Here is a 19,864-nt window from a genome sequence, read left to right on the forward strand (position 1 = left end):
GGGAGCGCTGGGTGAACTCGGACCACATGGCACTCGCCTCCTTCCGTCGGGTCTCGGGCGTGCGGTGCCAGCGTAGGGGCGGGCCGCGCACCGGGTCCACCGCTTTTCCGGCGGCGGCCCGGAGATCCCGCGCGCCGCCCGGGGGGCCCGCGGGCGGCCGGGTGCCGCGGCCGGGCGTAGCGTGGGCGTGTGGGAAGGGTCCGCGGCCGGCCCTGGCGCCGGTACCGGGACGAGCGTGACTGGCTGCGGGGCGCGCCGCCGCCGCGCTGGGTGCGGGTGCTGCCCGTGGCGCTGCTCGCGTGCGTCACCACGGCCACCCTGCTCAGCCGCAACGCGCTCGACATCGGTTTCCTGCTGGGGGCGATCCCGCCGCTCACCGTCCTGTCGTACGGGCCGCTGGCCACCGCGGTCATGGGCGCCCTGGTGGTGGTCGTGCTGAACGTGCCGGCCACTCATCTGAACCGGCCGGGCAACACCGATCTGCTCACCATCGTCTTCGTCGTGCTGCTGAGCGTGTTCGTCTCCTATGTGCGCAGTCGGCGGGACGCGCAGCTGGTCACCGAGCGTACGGTCGGGCAGGCCGTGCAGCGGGCCATCGCGCCGCCGCTGCCCCCGCGGGTCGGCGATGTCGGCTGCTCGGGGCTGTACCGGGCCGCCCAGCGCGGGACGCTGGTCGGCGGGGACTTCTTCGACGTGCGCGACGGCCCGTACGGGGTCCGGGCGGTGATGGCCGATGTGCAGGGGCACGGGCTGGTCACCGTGCCCACCGTGGTCTCGCTGCTGGGTGCCTTCCGGGAGGCGGTGCTCGACCAGCCGGACCTGGAGGGCGTCGCGGCCCGCCTGGACCGCAGGCTGGCGGCGGATTCGGCGGGCGAGCGGCACGCCGAGATGTTCGCCACCGCCGTACTGCTGGAGTTCTCCGTCGACGTCCGTGACGTGCGGATCGTGGTCCGCGGGCATCCGCCGCCGGTGCTGCTGCGCGACGGGCAGGCCCGCGAGATCGGCGTCAGTGCGGGGATTCCGCTGGGTCTCGGCCCGTTCGGGTTCGATCCGCCCAAGGAGGTCACCGTGGGTCTGGAGCCCGGTGACCGGCTGTTCCTGGCCTCGGACGGGGTGTGGGAGGCACGGGACGCCTCCGGTGCGTTCTATCCGCTGGCCGAGCGGCTGCGTGCGCTCGCCGCCGGGGACCCGGCCGCGCTGACCTCCCGTGTGTGGGCGGATCTCCTGGAGCACGCCGATGCCGTCCGGGACGACGCGACCATGCTCGTCCTCACCCCGCTGCCCTCCCGGTGAGCCGCGCCCCGTGCCGGAGCGCGGGGTTCAGCCGACGTCCCACAGGAAGCGGTGGGTGTGGATGGCGAAGTACGGGAACGACTGGATCTGCCGTACCCCGTCGATCGGCCGCACGACGTCGTTGACGAAGTCGAGCAGGTCCTTGGGGCCGGGGGTGACGACCTCGGCGAACAGGTCGAAGCCGCCGGAGGTGAGCACCGCGTAGATCACCTCGGGGTGGTCGGCCAGTTCGTCGGCGACGGCGCGCGGGTCGCCGTCCACGCCGATGCCGAGCAGCGCCATGGCCTGACCGCCCATGGCCATCGGGTCGGTGACGCCGACGACCTGGACCGCCCGGGAGTCCAGCAGCCGTTGCAGACGCTGCCGGGCCGCCGAGGCGGACAGGCCGACCTTCGGGCCGAGGTCGGCGTACGCGATGCGTCCGTCGGTCTGCAGTTCGCGCAGGATGGCCCGGTCGATCTCGTCCACGTTCGTCCTCTCCCGCCGTCGGCCCGGCTGCGCCCCACCTTATCGGCGCGTCCCGGCCGGCCGGTCCGGCCAGGTCCACGGCGATGACCTCGGGGGGCGTCCGGAAGGCCCGGCCGTCCGGTCCACCCTCGAACAGGGAGACGACGGGATCACGACGGAACGCGGGCAGCGTACGCGCCGTAAAGCGCCAGGGCACGCCACCCCTTCCCCGGCATAGAAATATCTACAAGGATGCATATGCCGGGTCGGTGTGCCGCAGCGTGCGGTTCTCTCGTGCGCCCGGCATCCGGAGCGGCAGATGACGGACGCGACGTGGATGCGGGGCGTGGAGTGGCTGGCGGCGGCCTCCTGCGACCCCCGGACCTGCAAGCGGGAGTGGGACCAGGGCGCCGGCATCGCCCTGCTGGAGGCGGGGCGCTACTGGGACGTGCTCAGCGTCCCCGACGAGTTGGGGCTGCTCACCCTCGATCTGCTGTGGAGCCCGTCGCTGCCCCTGCCGGGCCCCACGCTCGCGGACGGCGGCGCCCACCGGGTCGGCTTCTTCCTGCCACCGGACCCGGGCAGCCGCTGGGTCGGGGCCGGGCTGCGGCACGCGAGCAAGGGCGCATGGGTGGCGGTGCCGCCGCCGTACCGTCCGGCCGGGCTCATGGAGTGGCTGGTACCGCCGGACGGATCGGGCACGCTGCACGCCCCGGCCGCGCTGGAGGTGGCGCTGCGCCAGGCACACGGCACGCTGTCCGTGCTCCAGCCGCCGGACCCCGGCTGAGCCCGGCGGCGCGCATGCCCGAAAGCGCTCGGCGGATCCGGGCGCGCCCGGCGGATCCGCGGCGGCGCTCAGCAGCTCCGCGGCGGCGCTCAGCAGATCCGCGGCGGCGCTCAGCAGATCCGCGGCAGTTGCTCCCCGAGCGGCATGTCGACCACCCGGGTGCCGCCGAGGCCGGTGCGGGCCACCACCATCCCGGGGTGCTCGGCCACCGCCTCACCGATGATCGCGGCCTGCGCGCCCAGCGGATGCGCCCGCATCGCCGCCAGTACGGCGTCGGCGTGCTCGCGCGGCACGAACGCCACCAGCTTGCCCTCGTTGGCGACGTAGAAGGGGTCGAGGCCCAGCACGGCGCAGGCGCCGGCCACCGCCGGCGGTACGGGCACGGCGCGCTCCGCGATGGCGACACCGGTGCCCGACGCGCTCGCGATCTCGTTGAGGCTGGCCGCGAGGCCGCCGCGGGTGGGATCGCGCAGGACGTGCAGATCCGGGGTGACGGCCAGCATGTCCGCCACCAGGCCGCCGAGCGCCGCGCAGTCGCTGACGATCTCGACCCCGAACTCCAGGCCCTCGCGCATGCTCATGATGGCCACGCCGTGCGCCCCGACCGGCCCGCTGACGATCACCACGTCGCCGGGCACCACCCGGGCCGGGCGCAGATCGACACCGGCCGGGATCAGGCCGATGCCCGCCGTGTTGACGAAGACGCCGTCCCCGTGCCCGGACTCGACCACCTTGGTGTCGCCCGTCGCGACCTCCACGCCCGCGGTGCGCGCTGCGGCGCCGAGCGCGTCGGCCACCCGGGCGACGGTCTCGATCTCCACCCCTTCCTCCAGGATGAAGCCGCAGGAGAGGTAGGCGGCCCGGGCGCCGCTCATCGCGAGGTCGTTGACGGTGCCGTTGACGGCGAGGTCGCCGATGCTGCCGCCGGGGAAGAACAGCGGGCGCACCACGAAGGAGTCGGTGGAGAAGGCCAGCCGGACCCCGCCGAGGCTGAGCGCCGCGGCGTCGCCGAGTTCGGCGAGGGCCGCACCGCCGAAGGCGGGGGCGAAGACCTGCTCGACCAGTTCCGCGGAGAGCGTGCCCCCGCCGCCGTGGCCCATGACCACGCGGGGCCGGTCGCGCAGCGGGGCCGGGCAGGTCCAGCCGGTCACGTCCAGGGTGTCGGTGGTGTCAGGCAACGGGGCTCGCCTCCCGGGGCGCGGGTGTGGTCCGAAGACGTCGGTAGAGGTGGTAGGCGGCGCAGGCGCCCTCGCTGGAGACCATGGTGGCGCCGAGCGGGGTGCGCGGGGTGCAGCGGGTGCCGAACATCTCGCACTCGTGGGGTTTGAGCAGTCCCTGCAACACCTCGCCGCTGCGGCACTCGGCCGGCTCCAGGGTGCGGATGCCGTCGACGCGGAACCGCAGTTCGGCGTCGTAGTCGCGGTACCTGCCGGACAGCCGCCAGCCGCTTTCGGGGATCACGCCGATGCCCCGCCAGGCGCGGTCGGTGACCTCGAAGACGTCCTCCAGCACGGCCTTCGCGGCCGGGTTGCCCTCGGTGCGCACGGCCCGCGGGTAGGCGTTGTCGACGGTGTGCTCGCCGCGTTCCAGCTGCGCCACGGTCCGGCGTACGCCTTCCAGGATGTCCAGCGGTTCGAAGCCGGTGACGACGATCGGCACCCGGTGGCGCCGCGCCAGTTCGGGGTACTCGCCGAGGCCCATGACGGTGCACACGTGCCCGGCGGCGAGGAACGCCTGCACCCGGCAGCTCGGCGAACGCATGATCGCCTCGATGGCCGGGGGCACCCGCACATGCGAGACCAGCAGGCTGAAGTTGCGGATGCCCAGCCTGCGGGCCTGGTGGACGGTCATCGCGTTGGGCGGCGCGGTGGTCTCGAAGCCGATGCCGAAGAACACCACCTCGCGGTCCGGGTGCCGCTGCGCGATCCGCAGGGCGTCCAGCGGCGAGTAGACGACCCGTACGTCGCCGCCCTCCCCGCGCACCTGGAACAGGTCGCGGTCCGTCCCGGGCACCCGGAGCATGTCGCCGAAGGAGCAGAAGATCACCCCGGGGCGGGCGGCGATCTCCAGGGCCTTGTCGATGACCTCCAGCGGTGTGACACACACGGGACAGCCCGGGCCGTGGATCAACTCGATCTGCTCGGGGAGGAGTTGGTCGATGCCGTGCCGGATGATGGAGTGCGTCTGGCCGCCGCAGACCTCCATCAGCGCCCATGGCCTGGTCACCGTCGCCTGGATCTCGTCCAGCAGCCGCCGGGCCAGCTGGGGGTCCTGGAACTCGTCGATGTACTTCACCGGTGGGCCTCCTCGCCCGTGTGCGCGCCGCCCGCGCCCGCGGCCGCCTCCCAGGGGTCGCCGAACTCCTCCTGGAGCATGCCGAGTTCGGCGAAGAGTTCGAGGGTCCGCCGGGCCGACTCCTCGTCCAGCCGTTGCAGCGCGAAGCCGACGTGCACGATGGCGTACTCGCCGACCTTCAGGTCGGGCAGGTATTCCAGGCACACCTCCTTGACCACGCCGCCGAAGTCGACGGTGGCCACCCGGGTGCCGTCCCGCTCGTCGATGTCCAGCACTCTGCCGGGTACCGCCAGGCACATGGGCCTCTCCTCGCTGTCAGGTCGTGCGTCGGTCGTCAGGGGGTCGTCCCGTCCGGACCGCCGGCGCGGGCGGCCACCATCAGCTGCCCGAGGGCCAGTCCGCCGTCGCCGGGCGGGACCAGGTGGTGGCGCAGCACGGTGAATCCGTCCGCCGCAAGGGCCGCGGCGCAGGCCGATGAGAGCAGGGAGTTGAGGAACACACCGCCGGTGAGGGCGACGGTGTCCACCCCGTGCCGGTCCCGGGCCAGCAGGCAGACGCGGTGGACGAGGCCGGCGACGGCGCGGTGGAAACGGGCCGCGATCGACGCCGCGGGCACGCCCGCCCGCAGATCGTCGACGACCGCGGCCAGCACGGGTGCAGGGTCGGCCCGCAGCGGGCCGTCGGCCGGCGCGGCCCCGGCCACGGCGAAGGTGTACGCGGCTGTGTCCTCGGGGGGCGCGGACAGCGCGGCGGCCTCCAGTTCGACGGCGGCCTGCGCCTCGTAGCCGGAGCGGTGGCACACGCCGGCCAGGGAGGACACCGCGTCGAACAGGCGCCCCATGCTGGACGTGGGCACGCAGTGGATGCCGCGCTCCAACTGCCGTGAGAGCACCGTGAGTTCGACAGCGGGGCAGGCGGCGACGCAGGGCAGGTCGGCGGACCAGCCGAGCCCTGCGGCGCGCAGGTGCGCGAGCGCCATGCGGTAGGGCCGGCGCACGGCGGCGTCACCGCCGGGCAGGGGGACATAGGCGAGGTGCCCGACACGGGTGAAGCCGGCGTAGTCCGCGAGCAGGAACTCCCCGCCCCACACCGCCCGGTCGTCGCCGTGGCCGGTGCCGTCGAAGGCGGCGCCGAGCACCCGCCGCGTGCCGTCGAGGCCGTGCTCCGCCATCGCGGCGGCGATGTGCGCGTGGTGGTGCTGGACGCGGACCACCTCGCGTCCCGCTGCGTGGCGCAGGGCCCACTGGGCGGAGCGGTAGCCGGGGTGCCGGTCGGCCGCGAGCAGCGCCGGCCGCACCGGTGTGATCGACTCCAGGTGTGCCACGGCCCGCGCGAAGGCCCGCTGGGTGGCGAGGTCGTCCATGTCGCCGATGTGCGCCGACAGCCAGGCCCGCCGCCCCTCGCCGAGACAGCACGCGTTCTTCAGGTCGCCGCCGACCGCGAGGGCCGGGCGCACCGGGACGGGCAGGTCGAGCGGCAGCGGCGCATAGCCGCGGGCGCGGCGCACGATGAGCGGTTTCCCGTCGCACAGCCGCACCACGGAGTCGTCGCACGGCACCCGGATCGGCCGGTCGTGGGTGAGCCAGGCGTCGGCCAGGTGCGCCAGGCGTTCCAGTGCCTCCCGCTCGTCGGTGACGATCGGCTCACCGGAGACGTTGCCGCTGGTCATGACGAGCAGCCGGGGCCCTTCGGGGTCGCCCGGCAGGCCCAGCAGGAGGTGGTGCAGCGGGGTGTAGGGCAGCATGACGCCCAGGTCGGGGCTGCCGGGTGCGACCTGCTCGGCCGGGCGCGGCCCTGCGGGCCCGGCCGGTGCGCGGCGGCGCAGCAGCACGATCGGGCGGGCCGGGCCGGCGAGCAGTTCGCGTTCCGCGGCGGTGAGCGACACCAGGTGCTCGATGTCGCCCGCGCCGCGTGCCATGAGCGCGAACGGCTTGTCGCCCCGCGCCTTGCGGCGGCGCAGCAGCGCGACGGCCTCGGGGTCGGTCGCGTCGCAGGCCAGGTGGTAGCCGCCGATCCCCTTCACCGCGAGAACCGCCCCGCGGGCCAGCAGCCGGCGTGCCTCGGCCACCGGGTCCGCGTCGGTGACCTCCTCGGGGGCGCCGCCGTTTCCCGGGCGGGTGACGAGCAGCCGCAGCCGTGGGCCGCAGTCCGGGCAGGCGACGGGCTGGGCGTGGAAGCGCCGGTCGGCGGGGTCGGCGTACTCGCGGGCGCAGCGCGGGCACAGCGGGAAGCCGGCCATCGTGGTGTGCGCCCGGTCGTAGGGCAGGCCGGTGACGATCGTGAAGCGGGGCCCGCAATGGGTGCAGTTGACGAAGGGGTGGCGGTGGCGCCGGTCGGCGGGGTCGGCCAGTTCGCCGAGGCACGCGGCGCAGGTCGCCGTGTCCGGGGGGATCAGGGCGCCGGCCCGGCCGCCGGCCCGGGAGGCGAGGATGGTGAACGCGCCGTCGCCGGTGGCGGCTACGTCCTCGTGGTCGACGCCGTCGACGCGGGCCAGCGGCGGGGCGTTCGGCGCGAGGCGGGCGCAGAACAGGTCGACGGCCGCGCGGTCGCCCTCGACCTCGACGACCACCCCGTCCGGGGTGTTGGTCACGTGTCCGGTCAGGCCGAGCGAGGTGGCGAGGGCATGGACGTACGGCCGGAAGCCGACGCCCTGGACCACGCCGCGCGCGGTGACCCGGCGACGCAGGACCGTCGCGCCGGCCGTCCCGGTGACACTCACGAGCGGACCGGGACCACGGCGTGCGCGTGCCCGGCAGGCGCATGCCCGGCCTGCCCATGCCCGCCACGCTCCTGCCCATCGTGCACATGCGGGTGTTCGTGCCCGGTGTGCTCGTGCGGGCGGGCGGCCATGACCGGGGTGTGCGGCGGGACGCCGTCGGCGGCGGCCAGGGCCCGCTCCAGCAGGACGCCCAGCCCCCGCCCAGCGCGTACCGAGGTCAGCACCACCTCGACGCCCGGGTTGACCTGTTCGACATGGGCGCGGAACGCCTCCTCGTCGAAGTCCACGGCCGCGGCGATGTCGGTCTTGGTGACGACCACCAGGTGGGCGAGGCCGAAGGCGGTGGGGTACTTCAGCGGCTTGTCCTCGCCCTCCGTCACGGAGGCGAGGACCACCCGCAGGGTTTCGCCGAGGTCGTAGGAGGCGGGGCAGACGAGGTTGCCGACGTTCTCCACGAACAGCAGCCGCGTGGGCCGCGGCAGCCACTCCTCGACGTGCCGGGCGAGCATCCGGGCCTCCAGATGGCACAGCCCGTCGGTGAGGATCTGCCGGACCGGGACGCCCGAACGGGCGAGCCGTGCCGCGTCGTTCTCGGTGGCCAGGTCGGCGGTGAGCGCGGCGACCGGCACGGAACGCTCGCGGGCCAGGGTGAGTTCGTGCTCCAGCAGGGCGGTCTTGCCGCTGCCGGGGCTGGAGAGCAGGTTGACGACCGTGGTGCCGCGGGCCGCGAGCCGGGCACGCAGGGCGTGCGCCGACTCGTCGTTCCTGGCGAGCACGGACTGGTGCAGATCCACCGCACGGCACATGGTTCAGCGCTCCTCGCTCGGTTCACGGGTGGCTGCCGCCGTCGTGCCGTCCTCCCAGCGCACCCCGACGATGCGCAGTTCGCGGCCGGACAACAGCTCGGTGGTCGCGCCCCGGCACCGCGGGCAGCCGAGCCGGGGCGGCATGCCGACGGCCCATTCGTGGTCGCAGGGCGCGCAGCGGGCCCGTCCGGGCACCGCGTCGGCGACCAGTTCGGCGCCCTCCAACAGGGTTCCGGCGCAGGCGAGTTCGAAGGAGAAGGCGAGGGCTTCCGGTACCACGCCGGCCAGTTCGCCCACCTGGAGCCGCACCGAGCGCACCGCGCTGACGTCACCGGCTCGTTCGGCCGCCTGTGCCACCTGCTCGATCACCGCCAGCGCGATGGACATCTCGTGCATCTGCCTCCGTCCCGGCGGACCGTACGTGCGCTGCGCGCCGGCCGCACGGACGCGCTACGGCCGCCTCCCATTAGAGGGGCGGGGCACCGGGCCGAAGATCCGGCACGCCGCCGCGACGCACCCGCATCCGTCGTTTGCCGCAGCCCCCACCCGGGCGCCGCGCGCCGACGTGCCCGGCTCGCTCTGCGGCACGCTGTCCGGTCTCCCCTTCGCCCCACCCGGCCGGCGCGCACCCGCGTCCGGTCACATGCGGCGGATGCGCAGGTAGCGGCGCAGGTCGGGCAGGGACTGTACGACCAGCACGGCGGCCACGGCGGCCACGGCGCCGAAGACGATCTTCTTCACGGGTCTCTCCTCAGGTCGCGGCCTTGCCGGCCGGCGGGACATGGCTCGGGCTCGCGGTCCACGCCCAGCAGGTCCTCCACGAGCCGTACGGCCTGCGGTACGGCGTCGCAGACGGGCCCGCTCAGCCCCATCCCCTCGGCCACACAGGCCGGTTCGCACCCGACGACGAGCGTGCGGCGCGGGGGCTGCCCGCCGGTTTGGGCGCACAGGGTGCCGAGCAGGGCGAGCACGGCGTCGGGTGTCATGCGGTGGCCGTCCGGCGCGGCGTCCGCCGGGCCGGGCGCGGGGGCGCTCACGGGCTCGATGACGTACAGAGTGCCCGGCGGTCCGCCGCGTGCGGTGGCGTCCACCAGGATCAGCGTGTCGTACCCGTCGAGGAGTTGATAGGCGAGGTGCACTCCGCGCACCCCGACGTCCAGCACCTCGACATGGCGGGGCAGGGGCCGCCCGGCCAGGACGCGGGCGGTCTCCACGCCGAAGCCGTCGTCGCCGAGGAAGACGTTCCCGACGCCGGCGACGAGGACCCGGCCGTGTGCGGGCCGCGCGCTCATGCGGGCTCCCCGGGCCAGGCGAGTTCGTCGGGCTGGAAGTACAGGAAGCGGCCCTGTGCGCGGCGCAGATCGGCGCCCGGGTCGCCGTCCACGGTGACCGCGACGTGCACCGCGCCGTCCACGTCGTGCAGAACAGCCTCGACGGTCGCGGTGCGCCCGTGCAGGAACAGGTCCTGGGCGTCGGTGCGGCGCGGCCCGGGCCGCAGCACGAGGCGGCTGCCCGCGTGCGCCGGCCGGCCGGCCACGAGGACGCTGTCGTGGCCGGGGTCGTACCCCGCGTCGCCTGCCGGGTCCCACCACGGGGTGTCCGGCCGCGGCACACCGTGCTCGTCGGAAAGTCCGGTGCCGGCGGCGGGCCGGGTCACCTCGCGCAGGCCGCGGACCGCGCCGTGCAGCCGCTCCAGCACCTCGGGCGGCAGCGAGTCCGCCAGGTCGATCACGGCGGCGGCCCGCTCGTCGGTGCCCCGCGCCTCGCGCTTCTCCTCGTCGGTGAGGGCGGCGGTGCGCAGCGCGAGGATCTCGTCGATCTCGGTGGCGTCGTACAGCGCGCCGGGGCTCTCGGGCGCGATGGCCGGGTGGTCCTCCAGGATGATCGGCGAGGACAGCAGCACGTCCGCGCGGCCCGGCTCGCCGGCCAGGACCGGCCAGGTGTGCAGATTGCGGCAGGCGGCGACCGCGCCCCGGGCCCACTCGGGAGGGTCGGTCATCGACAGGAACGATCCCCGGTCCACGGCCATGAGGAGATGGGCGGCCACCAGGGATCGCGGCAGTGCCGCGTCGCGGTCGGCGCCGCGGCCGGCCGGCGGGGTCCAGTCGCCGGTGTTCTCGGCGACGGCGGTCAGCCGCACCACCCGGCAGGGGCCGTCGAGTTCGCGGGCCGAAAGGCGCAGCCGGCCGGCCAGCGCCTCGTACCGGTGCACGGTCCGGCCGACCGTGCGGCCTTCGGGGTCGCGGACCGTCTCGTGTTCGGTGGCCGCGCGCCGCTCGAAGGGCACCGTGACGTCCCCGGCGAGGAGGCCGGTGACCGGTACGACCGCCTCGACGCGCTCCTCGATCCCCTCGTCCCAGGGGACCAGCACCCGGTCCGCCAGCCGCAGTTCCGGTACGGTCTCGAAGCCGCCGTCCGGGCGGGCCCGTTGGACGGTGCGGCGGCGGGCGCGCAGGAAGCGCAGTTCGACGGCGAGCATGGCGCCTTCCTTGGGTTCCAGCAGGCACTCGGTGTGCTGGAAGGCGTGTTCCTCGCGGTCGGCGCCCCAGCCGGGCGGCACCAGCACGCCGAACTGCCAGCGCAGCCGGTTCTTCGCGGCGGAGGCCCGGTAGGGGTAGAGCACATAGCCTTCGAAGAGGACGGCGTCGGCCACCTTGCGGGCGTGGGCGAGGCGCGCCTCGGTCTGCGGGGCGAGGGCGGTCACGCTCACGAAACGGTCCTTCCGGTGGTGCCGGTCAGGGCGGACTCCGGCGCGGGCACGGCATGGGCGAGCAGGTCCCGCACGGTCGCCTCCCAGGAGGGCAGCGCCCGGCGCGAGCGGTGGGCCAGCAGGGCGTTCATGGTGTCGCGGGGCAGCCGGATCCAGCCGCAGCCGGGGAAGTGCTGTTCGACCATCTCGCGCCAGGTCGCGACCGGCATCCGGAAGGCGGCCTCCCGGTCCCAGGGGACGGGTTCGACGCGGAAGCCGCCCGCTCCGGTGAACGCCGTTCCGGAGAACAGCATCAGCAGCGGCACCTCACCGCCGTCGAGCGCGGCGAGGTAGCGGGTGGCGGCGATGTCCATGTCGTAGGTGCAGGGCACGACGAGGTCGGTCTCGGTCTCCCGGGTGAAGCCGGGCACCATCAGCGGGATCTGCGCGAACTGCACCGGCTGGAGGGTGCTGCCCCAGCGGGACGGCTCGCCGAACAGGTCGACGAGCCCGTCGGTCTCGGCGCGGTCGTAGCCGCGCCGGGCGGGTTCGATGCGGATCTGGCAGCGCAGGGCCAGGGCGTGCACGGGTTCGTCGCCGGGTGTGGTCACGCGCAGCCGGAACACCAGGGTCGGCCCGGCAGCGTAGCGGTCGGCGCGCACCCCGGTGCAGGTGAAGGAGAGTTCGGTCATGGCCGGTCCTCGGCTGCGACCGGCCGGGCCAGGGTCTCGACGCGGGCGAAGAACGCGTCCAGGGCGGCCCTGGCCTCGGCCCCGCCGTCGAAGCCCTGCCACAACCGCCGCATGCGGCCGACGAGTTCGTAGCAGATGTCGATGGGCACCAGGAAGCAGGCGCAGCCGTCGGCGGTGCGGCGCAGCAGCAGTGCCTCGACGTCGGGTTCGAGCAGTCCGGCGAGGGCGCTCTCGCCGAGGACCGTGGTCCAGGCCCGCGGTGCCCCTTCGCTCTCGGTGGCGCCGGCCGGGCTCGGGTAGAGGGCGACGAGGCGGTCGAGGGCGGTGTTGTGGAAGACGAAGGCGACGGAGACCGGGATGCGCAGGGTGTCCCAGGCGCGGACGTCGAGCCGGTGGCCTGGGTCGGTGAGGTAGCGGGCGGGGACGGGGCGGAAGCGGCCCGCGCCCGCGCCCGGCCGTTGCATCAGCAGGAAGCAGGACGGGCAGGCGCAGACCAGGGACCGCTGCTCGGTGTCGGCGAGGTGGCGGTGGTCCGTGTCCGCCACGGGTGCCGCGCACAGCCCGCAGCGTTCGGGCGATGCGGGGCGTTCGGTCAGGAACCGGCGCAGGCCGCGGCCGGAGGGTGCCGTCGGGGCCCAGGTCGCGCTCATGCACCGGCCCCGGGACGGGTGCCGATCTGCAGCAGTGCGGGCTCCTTCGCGCGGGGCTCGGCGCGCAGCTCCACGGCCGTGACCTCGGGGGCGAAGCAGGAGAGCGCGTCCTCGGCGGCCCGGCGCAGATCGGGTGCGCCGGCGGCGCAGCCGCAGCCCCCGCCGGACACGGCGCGCAGCCGCAGCGTTCCGGTCGCCTCGTCGAAGCCGAGCACATCAAGGACGCCGCGCCCGTCGCCGTCGAGGCCGTGCAGGGCGCGGTCGATGCGGGTGGTCAGGTCCTCGGGGTGCAGGTCGTGCAGGAGCAGCAGGCTCGCGACGAGCGCGTCGCCGAACAGGGCCTCGGCGCGCGGACGGTCCTCGGGGGCCGACAGCAGTTCGAGGATCCGGGCGAGTCCCGCGCCGTAGAACTCCATGAGGGAGCGGACCAGTTCCTCGGCCGCGGCGACGGCGGCCGGGTCCGTGGTGCCGGCCAGCCGGTCCAGGACGTCCTCGATGCGCCGGCCGGCCCGCTCCGCGTGCGCCGGTGCGGTGGCGGGGCTCATCCGCCCAGTCCGCTCAGGCCGGTGGGCACGTGCATCTTCTCCAGGGTGCGGCCGTCGCCGACGTACATGTGGACGCCGCAGGGCAGACACGGGTCGAAGCTGCGCACGGTGCGCATGATGTCGATGCCCTTGAAGCTGTCCGGCGGGTTCTCCTCGAAGATGGGGGTGTTCTGCACGGCGTCCTCGTAGGGGCCGGGCGTGCCGTAGGGGTCGCGGACGCTGGCGTTCCACGGCGTGGGCGGGTACGGGTGATAGTTGGCGATCTTGCCGTCGCGGATCACCATGTGGTGGGAGAGCAGGCCGCGGACCGCCTCGGTGAATCCGACGCCGATGCTCTCGTCGGGGACCTCGAACTTCTCCCAGGTCCGGTTGCGTCCGGCGCGTACCTCTTCGAGGCCCTGCTCGGCGAAGTGCACGGCGAGGGCGGCGACATACGCCTGGAAGTAGCTGCGCGCGCGGTTGCGTTCCAGCGCGTTGCTCCACTTCGGGATCTTCCACTCGAAGGTGGTCTCGGGCCGGGTCATGGTGCGCGGCAGGTTGATGACGACGCTGTGTCCGGTGGCCCGCACCCCGCCGGTGTCGACCAGGCCGGCCAGGGCGGTGGTCCACAGCCGGGCGAGCGGGCCGCCGCCGGTGTCCAGGGCGAGGTGGTCCTTGCCGTCGAACCAGCGCGGCGACATCACCCAGCTGTACTTGTCGTCGAAGTCGCGCTTCTGCGGGGCGGGGATGGTGTGCTGGTTCCAGGGGTGGCGCGCGTCGACCGGGTTGCCGAGCGGGTCGTGGGTGACGAACCGCTCCCTGCCCTGCCAGTCCTCGTAGTAGGAGCTGCCCAGCAGGATGCGGATGCCGAGGTTGATCTCGGTGAGGTCGGTGGTGACCAGCTTGCCGTCGACCACGATGCCCGGGGTGACGAACATCCGCCGGCCCCAGTCCGTCATGTTGGCGTAGGTGAAGTCGCAGTGCTCGGGGTCGTTGAGCGCGCCCCAGCAGCCGAGCAGGACGCGCCGCCTGCCGACCTCCTCGTAGCCGGGCAGGGCCTCGTAGAAGAAGTCGAACAGGTCGTCGTGGAGCGGGACGACACGCTTCATGAACTCGACGTAGCGCATCAGACGGCTCAGGTAGTCCGTGAAGAGCTGCACGGAGGCGTTGGTGCCGACACCGCCCGGGTAGAGCGTGGAGGGGTGCACATGGCGGCCCTCCATCAGACAGAACATCTCCCGGGTGTAGCGGCTGACCTGAAGCGCCTCGCGGTAGAACTCGCCCTCCATGGGGTTCAGGGACCGCATGATGTCGGCGATGGTGCGGTAGCCGTGTTCCGCGGCGTGCGGTGCCTCGGTGCGCTCGGCGAGTTCGAGGACGCCCGGGTTGGTCTCCTTGACCATCTTCTCGCAGTAGTCGACCCCGACCAGGTTCTCCTGGAAGATGTTGTGGTCGAACATGAACTCCGCGCACTCGCCGAGGTTGATGATCCACTCGCCGAGGTGCGGGGGCTTGACGCCGTAGGCCATGTTCTGCGCGTACACCGAGCACGTGGCGTGGTTGTCGCCGCAGATGCCGCAGATGCGGCTGGTGATGAAGTGTGCGTCGCGCGGGTCCTTGCCGCGCATGAAGACGCTGTAGCCGCGGAAGACGGACGAGGTGCTGTAGCACTCGGCGACCCGCTTCTGCTTGAAGTCGATCTTCGTGTGGATGCCGAGGCTGCCCACGATCCGGGTGATCGGATCCCAGGACATCTCGATCAGGCCGCTACCGTCGCCGGCCGCCTTGGTCGTCGGTGCCATCGTGTCAGTCGTGCCCTTCTGCGAGCGGGAGGTGCGGGAGGTGCGGGAGGTGCTGCGGGAGGTGCTGACGGGGTCGAGGACGGGCCGCCGCCGGCGGGCCGCCCGGGGCGCTCACCACGGCGGCCGGTATCCGGTGGTGAGCGTGCCGCCGGTGTGGCGCCACTTGGGCTCCTTGTCGACGGTGTGCCGGGTGACGTCGCGCAGCCGGCGGATGACCCGGCCGTAGGCGCCGCTGGCCTTGGTGGACAGGGTCGCGCCGGGGGGCTGGTCCATGAACGGCATGAACTTGTCGGGGAAGCCGGGCATGGTGCAGGCGATGCAGATGCCACCGACGTTCGGGCAGCCGCCGATGCCGTTCATCCAGCCCCGCTTGGTCACGTTGCACTTCACGACGGGGCCCCAGCAGCCCAGTTTGACCGAGCACTTGGGCGAGTCGTACGCCTCGGCGAAGTCGCCCTGTTCGTAGTAGCCGGCCCGGTCGCAGCCCTCGTGCACGGTGGCGCCGAACAGCCAGGTCGGGCGGAGCTTGTCGTCCAGGGGGATCATCGGGGCGGAGCCCGCCGCCTGGTAGAGCAGATAGGTCAGCGTCTCGGCGAAGTTGTCGGGCTGGATGGGGCAGCCCGGGACGCACACGATGGGGATGCCCGCCCTGGACTTCCAGTTCCAGCCGAGGTAGTCGGGCACGCCCATCGCGCCGGTCGGGTTGCCCGCCATGGCGTGGATGCCGCCGTAGGTGGCGCAGGTGCCGATGGCGACGACGGCGAGGGCCTTGGGCGCGAGACGGTCGATCCACTCGCTGGTGGTGATCGGCTGGCCGGTCTCCGGGTTGTCCCCGAAGCCGCACCAGTACCCCTCGGGCTTGATCGCCTCGTTGGGCACGGAGCCCTCCACGACCAGCACGAAGGGATCGATCTCGCCGCGTTCCCCCTTGAAGAACCACTCGATGAACGTGTCGGCGCCGCCGACCGGACCGCTGTCGAAGTCGATGAGGGGCCAGTGCACCTCGACCTTCGGCAGCCCCGGCAGCACACCGAGCGCGATCTGTTCGATGCTCGGCTGCATGGCGGCGGTCAGCGAGACCGAGTCGCCGTCGCAGCTCAGCCCGGCGTTGATCCAGAGGATGTGGATCGTGGGTGTCTCGCCCGCGGGTGCACCGCCGGTGGGCGCCTGGGCGCTGCTGGGCGTGGCCGGAGTCATGGGACCGCCTCCTCGGGGAGGTAGGGGAGGTGAGGCAGGGAGAGGGCGGCCGGCACTACGGCCGCCGTGTTTTTCTTGCTATCAGGCGTCCGCGGGCGACGAGAGGTCGGCGCGGTCCGTTCCAGTGACGGGTGACCTCGTCAGGCCGCCTTGCCGGGTGCCGGTGTGCGGTCCGGTGGCGCGGGTGAGGTGCGGCGGTGTGGCGGACGGGCGCTGCTTGCGTACGAAGGCCCGGCGCAGCGCGTGGTAGGGGGCGTCCGGGTCGTCGAAGACGGGGCGCATCCGGGCCAGCTCGCGCTGCCGGAACGCGGCCAGCGGCTCGGCGCACTCCTGGCGGTCCAGTTCCGCCTTCTTGGCCGCGATCCGGGACGGTGTCCCCGGCATCGTGGCGAGCCGGGCCGCGAGCCCCGCCGTCTTGGCCGCGAACTCCCCGGGCGCGCACGCGATCACCCGGTCGGCCAGGCCGGCCCGCAGGGCGCCCGCGGCGCTCACCGGCAGGGCGTCCGCCATCAGCCGCTCGGCCGCCGCCGCGCCCACCCGGCGGGGCAGCGTGTACGTCCAGTACTCCGACCCGTACAGGCCCATGAGCCGGTAGTGCGGGTTCAGTACGGCCCCGGAGCGGCACCAGACCTCGTCGGCCGCGAGGGCGAGCATCACCCCGCCGGCGGCGGCGTTGCCCGCGAGGGCGGCGACGACCAGCCGGTCCGTGGTGGTCAGGACCGCCTCGACGAGGTCGTCGATGGCGTTGATGTTCGCCCAGGACTCGGCGGCGGGGTCCGGGGCGGCCTCGATGACGCCGAGGTGGATGCCGTTGGAGAAGAAGTCGCGTCGGCCGCCCAGCACCAGCACGGTGGTGGGGCGTGCGCATGCCTGACGGTAGGCGGCGAGCAGGCGCCGGCACTGCGTGGTGCTCATCGCGCCGCCGGGGAAGGAGAACTCCAGGAAGCCGACGTCGCCGTCCTCCCGGTAGCGGATGTCGCTCCAGCCGCGGCTGCCCGCGTCCGCCGTCGGCGCGGGCGCGAACTCGGGCAGGTCGGGCAGCCGGTCCCCGAGGGCCGTCACCGCCGGCAGCTTGACCGCGGGCGGCTGCCCCGCAGCCCGCCTGCGGCGCAGCTCGGGGATCCACACGGCGCCGTCGGCGGTGGCCCGGCAGACCGCGCCGGTGCGGGTGGCCAGCAGGGCTCCGGGCGCGCCGTGCAGCCGGTACTCGGGGTGGCCGCCGTGCAGGTACCACTCCTCGCCGCACAGGACGTCGAGCACGCCGGGCCGAGAGTCAGCGGCGCGCAGCTTGCGCACGACGGTACGGGTGGAGTCGGCGGCCCAGTCGATCCGCCGGACGCTCTGGTCGAGATAGGGACGGGTGCGCCCGGTCCGCTGCGGTACGGGCCGGTAGGTGCCCGAGGCGAAGCGCTCCACGGCGAGGGTGACGGCGGCCAGCGCGGCGTCGGCGATCTCGCCCCGGTACAGGTCGCTCTTGGCCACCGGGGGCACCGGGCAGCCGACCGTCGCCCACACGGCGCCGGCGTCCATCTCCTGCTCCGCCTGCAGGACGGTGACGCCCCAGGTCTCGGCGCCCTCGTGGACGGCCCAGTCCAGCGAGGAGGGACCGCGGTCCCCGAGCGGGCCGGGGTGCACGACGAGGCAGGGCCGCACCGTCCACACCTCGGCGGGGATCGCCGTCCTGAGCATCGGGGCGAGGACCAGGTGCGGGTCGTGGCGGTCGACGGCCTCGGTCAGGCGGTGACCGGGGAGGGCGAGTTCCACCGCCACGGTGTGCCCGCGGTCGCGCAGTTCGGCGTGGACGCGTTGGGTGAGGCTGTTGAAGGCGCTGGCCACGAGCAGGATGTGCACGGTGTTCTCCCGGCGGACGAGGGCGCGGGTCCTTCCGCCCGGCCGATGCGATCGTCGGGCATCCGCCGCCCCGCTCCCGGGCGCCGGGCTGCCGGGTCACCCGAAAGCGGACGGCAGCACCGCCACCCGGCGGCGTGCCCCGGCCGGGCGTGGACTGTGCCCGCCGGGAGCCCGCCCACGGCTCAACTCGGTTGCTGATTCAGGGGCTTGAGGCACCGTGCCCGGACGGCAGCCGGGCCGCGCACCGGCGCAGGGGCGGGCCGTGCGGCGGGGAACGCACCGTGGGGGCGCGACCGGTCCCCCGTTCCGGTCGTGCCCCCATCGAGTGCCGAACTTACGTGCGCGAGTGGCCGTGGGGGTATCGCGCCGGTGCCCGCTGCGGCGCCGCGAGGACTCACCTGTGCACAGCCGAGTCCGTTTGACCCCGTTTTTAAAGTTTTTGATGTTTTTGATCCTGCTTCGTACGGCGCAGCACGGGCTCGGGGAGGTCACCGACCACCAGGTGGGCGAGGACGACCTCGTACAGGTCGCTGCCCGAGGCGAGGAGCTGGCGTTCCAGGACGGGTTCCGCGCTGCGGACGTGCTCGCGCACCGTCTGGGCGTGCACGCCGAGGTCCTGGGCGGCCCGTTCGGCGTTCGCGCCGGCGCCGATCCAGGCGCGCAGGGTGCCGCGCAGGTCCCGTCCGTCGTGGGTCAGCCGGTCCAGCAGGTCATGGGCCCAGGCGCGGATCGCGGAGCCGGCGAGCAGTGCGCCGAGCCGGACGGCGGGCGCCCCCGCGGCCGGTCCCGGACCGCCGGGCACGGCGCAGCCCGCCTGGATGTTCAGCGCCAGGTGGACGGTGGCGCGGACGGCGAGGTCGGAGAAGTCGGTGTCCAGCAGCGCCTCGACGCGGTCCATGCGGGCCCGTACCGTGTTGCGGCTGACGCCGAGCACCTTGGCCGCGCTGACCGCTGTGTACTCCAGGCCCAGCCGGGTGGTGGCGAGCAGTTCGGCCCTGGTGTGGTGGGGCAGGGTGTCGAGCGGGCGCAGCACGTCGGCGGACCAGGCGCGCAGCGCGCCGAGGTCCATCAGCGTCTCCGGGTGGGTGCGTTCGGCGTAGACGGCCGCCTGCTCGGGGCGGAAGTGGGCGACGGCGAGGGCGCTGATGGCCTGCCCGTAGGCGAGGGCGGTCTGGGCGAGGCTCTGCCGGACGCTGCCGCCGAGATAGGTGCCGGGGCGGCGGTGGACCAGCGGGCGCAGCCGCTCCTCCGCCGTGGCGGCGGGGCTGAGGACGATGACGTGCCGGTCCATCGCGGGGCAGCGCACGACGAGGGCCCGGCCGCCGGTCGCCTCGATGCACTCGTCCACGAGCCGGTCCCGTTCCTCGGCGGCACCCTCGACGACGTACACGCTGGCGGTGTCGGTGTCGAGCAGGCCGGGCCACAGGCCGGCGGCGACCCGGCGGGCGGCGACGGTGTCCTCCACCATCAGCAGTTGCAGGATGGCCAGCCGCAGGTCGGCGGTGGCCCGGCTGAGCCGCCGTCCGGCGGCCGTCAGTTCGCGTTCGCGCAGCAGGAGTTCGACGACCGGGGCGGTGCGGGTCACCATCTCCGCGCTGCGCCGGTCGAAGGGGGTGGCGCGGGCCACGGCCAGCACGCCCGTCGCCTCCCGGAACGGTCCGCGGTGGCGCACCGCGACCAGGCGGACGTGCCGCCCGCCGTCCGCCAGGGCGGCGGACGAGATACGGCCGCTCACCACGTCCGCGACCAGCGGGTCGGCAAGCGGCACCGGTTCGCCGGCGAGTACGGCTCCGGAGTCGTCCCGCAGGCAGACGGTGCCGTCCACGTTCCGTGCGAGCCAGTCGACGACCCGGCTCAGGTCTCGTCCGGTGGACCGCAGTTGGTCGAGGAGTTCCCCGGCCCAGGCGGCGTCCTCGCCGTGCGTCGTCCGTGTCTGCGGGCCCTCGTCCGCCAGGCCGGCCATCCAGCGCTTCCCCTCGTCCATCCCGTTGGCCTCGGTCTACGAAGAACGACGCTACCCGAAGCGCGACCCGCGTCCCGCCTGCCCGGCGGCCGGGGCCTTGTTCTCCGCCGGCGGTCCCGGGGGACGGACCGCCGGCGGAGCCGACCGAC

Annotated in this window: 19 protein-coding genes; 2 read left to right on the forward strand and 17 right to left on the reverse strand. The window is 74.1% G+C overall.

All coding sequences use genetic code 11. The features are described 5' to 3' along the window. Positions 1–189 precede the first annotated feature (189 nt). Complete coding sequence (locus AC27LF_RS39580; RefSeq protein WP_479664588.1) at positions 190–1,293, forward strand: PP2C family protein-serine/threonine phosphatase; 1,104 nt, start codon at positions 190–192, stop codon at positions 1,291–1,293. A gap of 27 nt (positions 1,294–1,320) precedes the next feature. On the opposite strand, the gene AC27LF_RS39585 is transcribed toward AC27LF_RS39580, so the two are convergent. Then, positions 1,321–1,761, reverse strand: a complete 441-nt coding sequence (locus AC27LF_RS39585; RefSeq protein ID WP_479664589.1) for an Lrp/AsnC family transcriptional regulator — start codon at positions 1,759–1,761, stop codon at positions 1,321–1,323. 298 nt (positions 1,762–2,059) lie between these two features. Between AC27LF_RS39585 and AC27LF_RS39590 the strand changes: the two genes are divergently transcribed. Next, positions 2,060–2,527 (forward strand): hypothetical protein, encoded by a 468-nt coding sequence (locus tag AC27LF_RS39590; protein ID WP_479664590.1) that lies wholly within the window; start codon positions 2,060–2,062, stop codon positions 2,525–2,527. A 110-nt stretch (positions 2,528–2,637) separates the two neighbouring features. On the opposite strand, the gene hypE is transcribed toward AC27LF_RS39590, so the two are convergent. The 16 genes from hypE to AC27LF_RS39670 form a co-directional block, all read right to left on the reverse strand. Then, on the reverse strand, positions 2,638–3,705 hold the full coding sequence (hypE, locus tag AC27LF_RS39595; protein ID WP_479664591.1) for a hydrogenase expression/formation protein HypE: 1,068 nt from the start codon (positions 3,703–3,705) through the stop codon (positions 2,638–2,640). Then, complete coding sequence (hypD, locus tag AC27LF_RS39600; protein ID WP_479664592.1) at positions 3,698–4,822, reverse strand: hydrogenase formation protein HypD; 1,125 nt, start codon at positions 4,820–4,822, stop codon at positions 3,698–3,700. The genes hypE and hypD overlap by 8 nt, the downstream gene beginning before the upstream one ends. After that, positions 4,819–5,121, reverse strand: a complete 303-nt coding sequence (locus AC27LF_RS39605; protein WP_479664593.1) for a HypC/HybG/HupF family hydrogenase formation chaperone — start codon at positions 5,119–5,121, stop codon at positions 4,819–4,821. Before AC27LF_RS39605 ends, hypD begins: the two co-directional genes overlap by 4 nt. Positions 5,122–5,156: 35 nt before the next feature. Further along, positions 5,157–7,541, reverse strand: a complete 2,385-nt coding sequence (gene hypF / locus AC27LF_RS39610) for a carbamoyltransferase HypF (RefSeq protein ID WP_479664594.1) — start codon at positions 7,539–7,541, stop codon at positions 5,157–5,159. Continuing rightward, positions 7,538–8,347, reverse strand: a complete 810-nt coding sequence (gene hypB, locus AC27LF_RS39615; RefSeq protein WP_479664595.1) for a hydrogenase nickel incorporation protein HypB — start codon at positions 8,345–8,347, stop codon at positions 7,538–7,540. The genes hypF and hypB overlap by 4 nt, the downstream gene beginning before the upstream one ends. 3 nt (positions 8,348–8,350) lie before the next feature. Then, positions 8,351–8,743, reverse strand: a complete 393-nt coding sequence (locus AC27LF_RS39620) for a hydrogenase maturation nickel metallochaperone HypA/HybF (RefSeq protein ID WP_479664596.1) — start codon at positions 8,741–8,743, stop codon at positions 8,351–8,353. Between the two features lie 243 nt (positions 8,744–8,986). Beyond that, entirely contained in the window at positions 8,987–9,088 is a 102-nt protein-coding gene (locus AC27LF_RS39625; RefSeq protein WP_479664597.1) for a DUF6893 family small protein, read from the reverse strand. Further along, a complete protein-coding gene (locus tag AC27LF_RS39630) occupies positions 9,085–9,639 on the reverse strand; it encodes a hydrogenase maturation protease (protein WP_479664598.1) in 555 nt (184 codons plus the stop codon). Before AC27LF_RS39630 ends, AC27LF_RS39625 begins: the two co-directional genes overlap by 4 nt. Then, positions 9,636–11,057: a hypothetical protein gene (locus AC27LF_RS39635; protein WP_479664599.1), complete on the reverse strand. Its 1,422-nt coding sequence runs from the start codon at positions 11,055–11,057 to the stop codon at positions 9,636–9,638. Before AC27LF_RS39635 ends, AC27LF_RS39630 begins: the two co-directional genes overlap by 4 nt. After that, positions 11,054–11,728: a DUF6084 family protein gene (locus tag AC27LF_RS39640; RefSeq protein ID WP_479664600.1), complete on the reverse strand. Its 675-nt coding sequence runs from the start codon at positions 11,726–11,728 to the stop codon at positions 11,054–11,056. Before AC27LF_RS39640 ends, AC27LF_RS39635 begins: the two co-directional genes overlap by 4 nt. After that, positions 11,725–12,378: a DUF5947 family protein gene (locus AC27LF_RS39645; protein ID WP_479664601.1), complete on the reverse strand. Its 654-nt coding sequence runs from the start codon at positions 12,376–12,378 to the stop codon at positions 11,725–11,727. Before AC27LF_RS39645 ends, AC27LF_RS39640 begins: the two co-directional genes overlap by 4 nt. Beyond that, positions 12,375–12,923, reverse strand: a complete 549-nt coding sequence (locus tag AC27LF_RS39650) for a hypothetical protein (protein ID WP_479664602.1) — start codon at positions 12,921–12,923, stop codon at positions 12,375–12,377. Before AC27LF_RS39650 ends, AC27LF_RS39645 begins: the two co-directional genes overlap by 4 nt. Beyond that, complete coding sequence (locus AC27LF_RS39655) at positions 12,920–14,704, reverse strand: nickel-dependent hydrogenase large subunit (RefSeq protein WP_479664603.1); 1,785 nt, start codon at positions 14,702–14,704, stop codon at positions 12,920–12,922. Before AC27LF_RS39655 ends, AC27LF_RS39650 begins: the two co-directional genes overlap by 4 nt. Before the next feature lie 111 nt (positions 14,705–14,815). Next, complete coding sequence (locus AC27LF_RS39660; protein WP_479664604.1) at positions 14,816–15,901, reverse strand: NADH-quinone oxidoreductase subunit B family protein; 1,086 nt, start codon at positions 15,899–15,901, stop codon at positions 14,816–14,818. Positions 15,902–15,982: 81 nt separating this feature from the next. Next, positions 15,983–17,752: a hydrogenase maturation protein gene (locus AC27LF_RS39665; protein ID WP_479664605.1), complete on the reverse strand. Its 1,770-nt coding sequence runs from the start codon at positions 17,750–17,752 to the stop codon at positions 15,983–15,985. A 430-nt stretch (positions 17,753–18,182) separates the two neighbouring features. Further along, positions 18,183–19,715: a helix-turn-helix domain-containing protein gene (locus tag AC27LF_RS39670; protein ID WP_479664607.1), complete on the reverse strand. Its 1,533-nt coding sequence runs from the start codon at positions 19,713–19,715 to the stop codon at positions 18,183–18,185. Positions 19,716–19,864: the final 149 nt, after the last annotated feature.

It is taken from the genome of Streptomyces diversicolor (assembly GCF_057537855.1).

What these genes read in the sequence shown, in the direction of transcription:
- AC27LF_RS39630 (WP_479664598.1), bottom strand. Translation starts at nt 9,639, where the DNA reads ATGAGCGCGCGGCCCGCACACGGCCGGGTCCTCGTCGCCGGCGTCGGG.
- hypB (WP_479664595.1), bottom strand. Translation starts at nt 8,347, where the DNA reads ATGTGCCGTGCGGTGGATCTGCACCAGTCCGTGCTCGCCAGGAACGAC.
- AC27LF_RS39620 (WP_479664596.1), bottom strand. Translation starts at nt 8,743, where the DNA reads ATGCACGAGATGTCCATCGCGCTGGCGGTGATCGAGCAGGTGGCACAG.
- AC27LF_RS39660 (WP_479664604.1), bottom strand. Translation starts at nt 15,901, where the DNA reads ATGACTCCGGCCACGCCCAGCAGCGCCCAGGCGCCCACCGGCGGTGCA.
- AC27LF_RS39640 (WP_479664600.1), bottom strand. Translation starts at nt 11,728, where the DNA reads ATGACCGAACTCTCCTTCACCTGCACCGGGGTGCGCGCCGACCGCTAC.
- AC27LF_RS39590 (WP_479664590.1), top strand. Translation starts at nt 2,060, where the DNA reads ATGACGGACGCGACGTGGATGCGGGGCGTGGAGTGGCTGGCGGCGGCC.
- AC27LF_RS39655 (WP_479664603.1), bottom strand. Translation starts at nt 14,704, where the DNA reads ATGGCACCGACGACCAAGGCGGCCGGCGACGGTAGCGGCCTGATCGAG.
- AC27LF_RS39670 (WP_479664607.1), bottom strand. Translation starts at nt 19,715, where the DNA reads ATGGCCGGCCTGGCGGACGAGGGCCCGCAGACACGGACGACGCACGGC.
- AC27LF_RS39645 (WP_479664601.1), bottom strand. Translation starts at nt 12,378, where the DNA reads ATGAGCGCGACCTGGGCCCCGACGGCACCCTCCGGCCGCGGCCTGCGC.
- AC27LF_RS39650 (WP_479664602.1), bottom strand. Translation starts at nt 12,923, where the DNA reads ATGAGCCCCGCCACCGCACCGGCGCACGCGGAGCGGGCCGGCCGGCGC.
- AC27LF_RS39605 (WP_479664593.1), bottom strand. Translation starts at nt 5,121, where the DNA reads ATGTGCCTGGCGGTACCCGGCAGAGTGCTGGACATCGACGAGCGGGAC.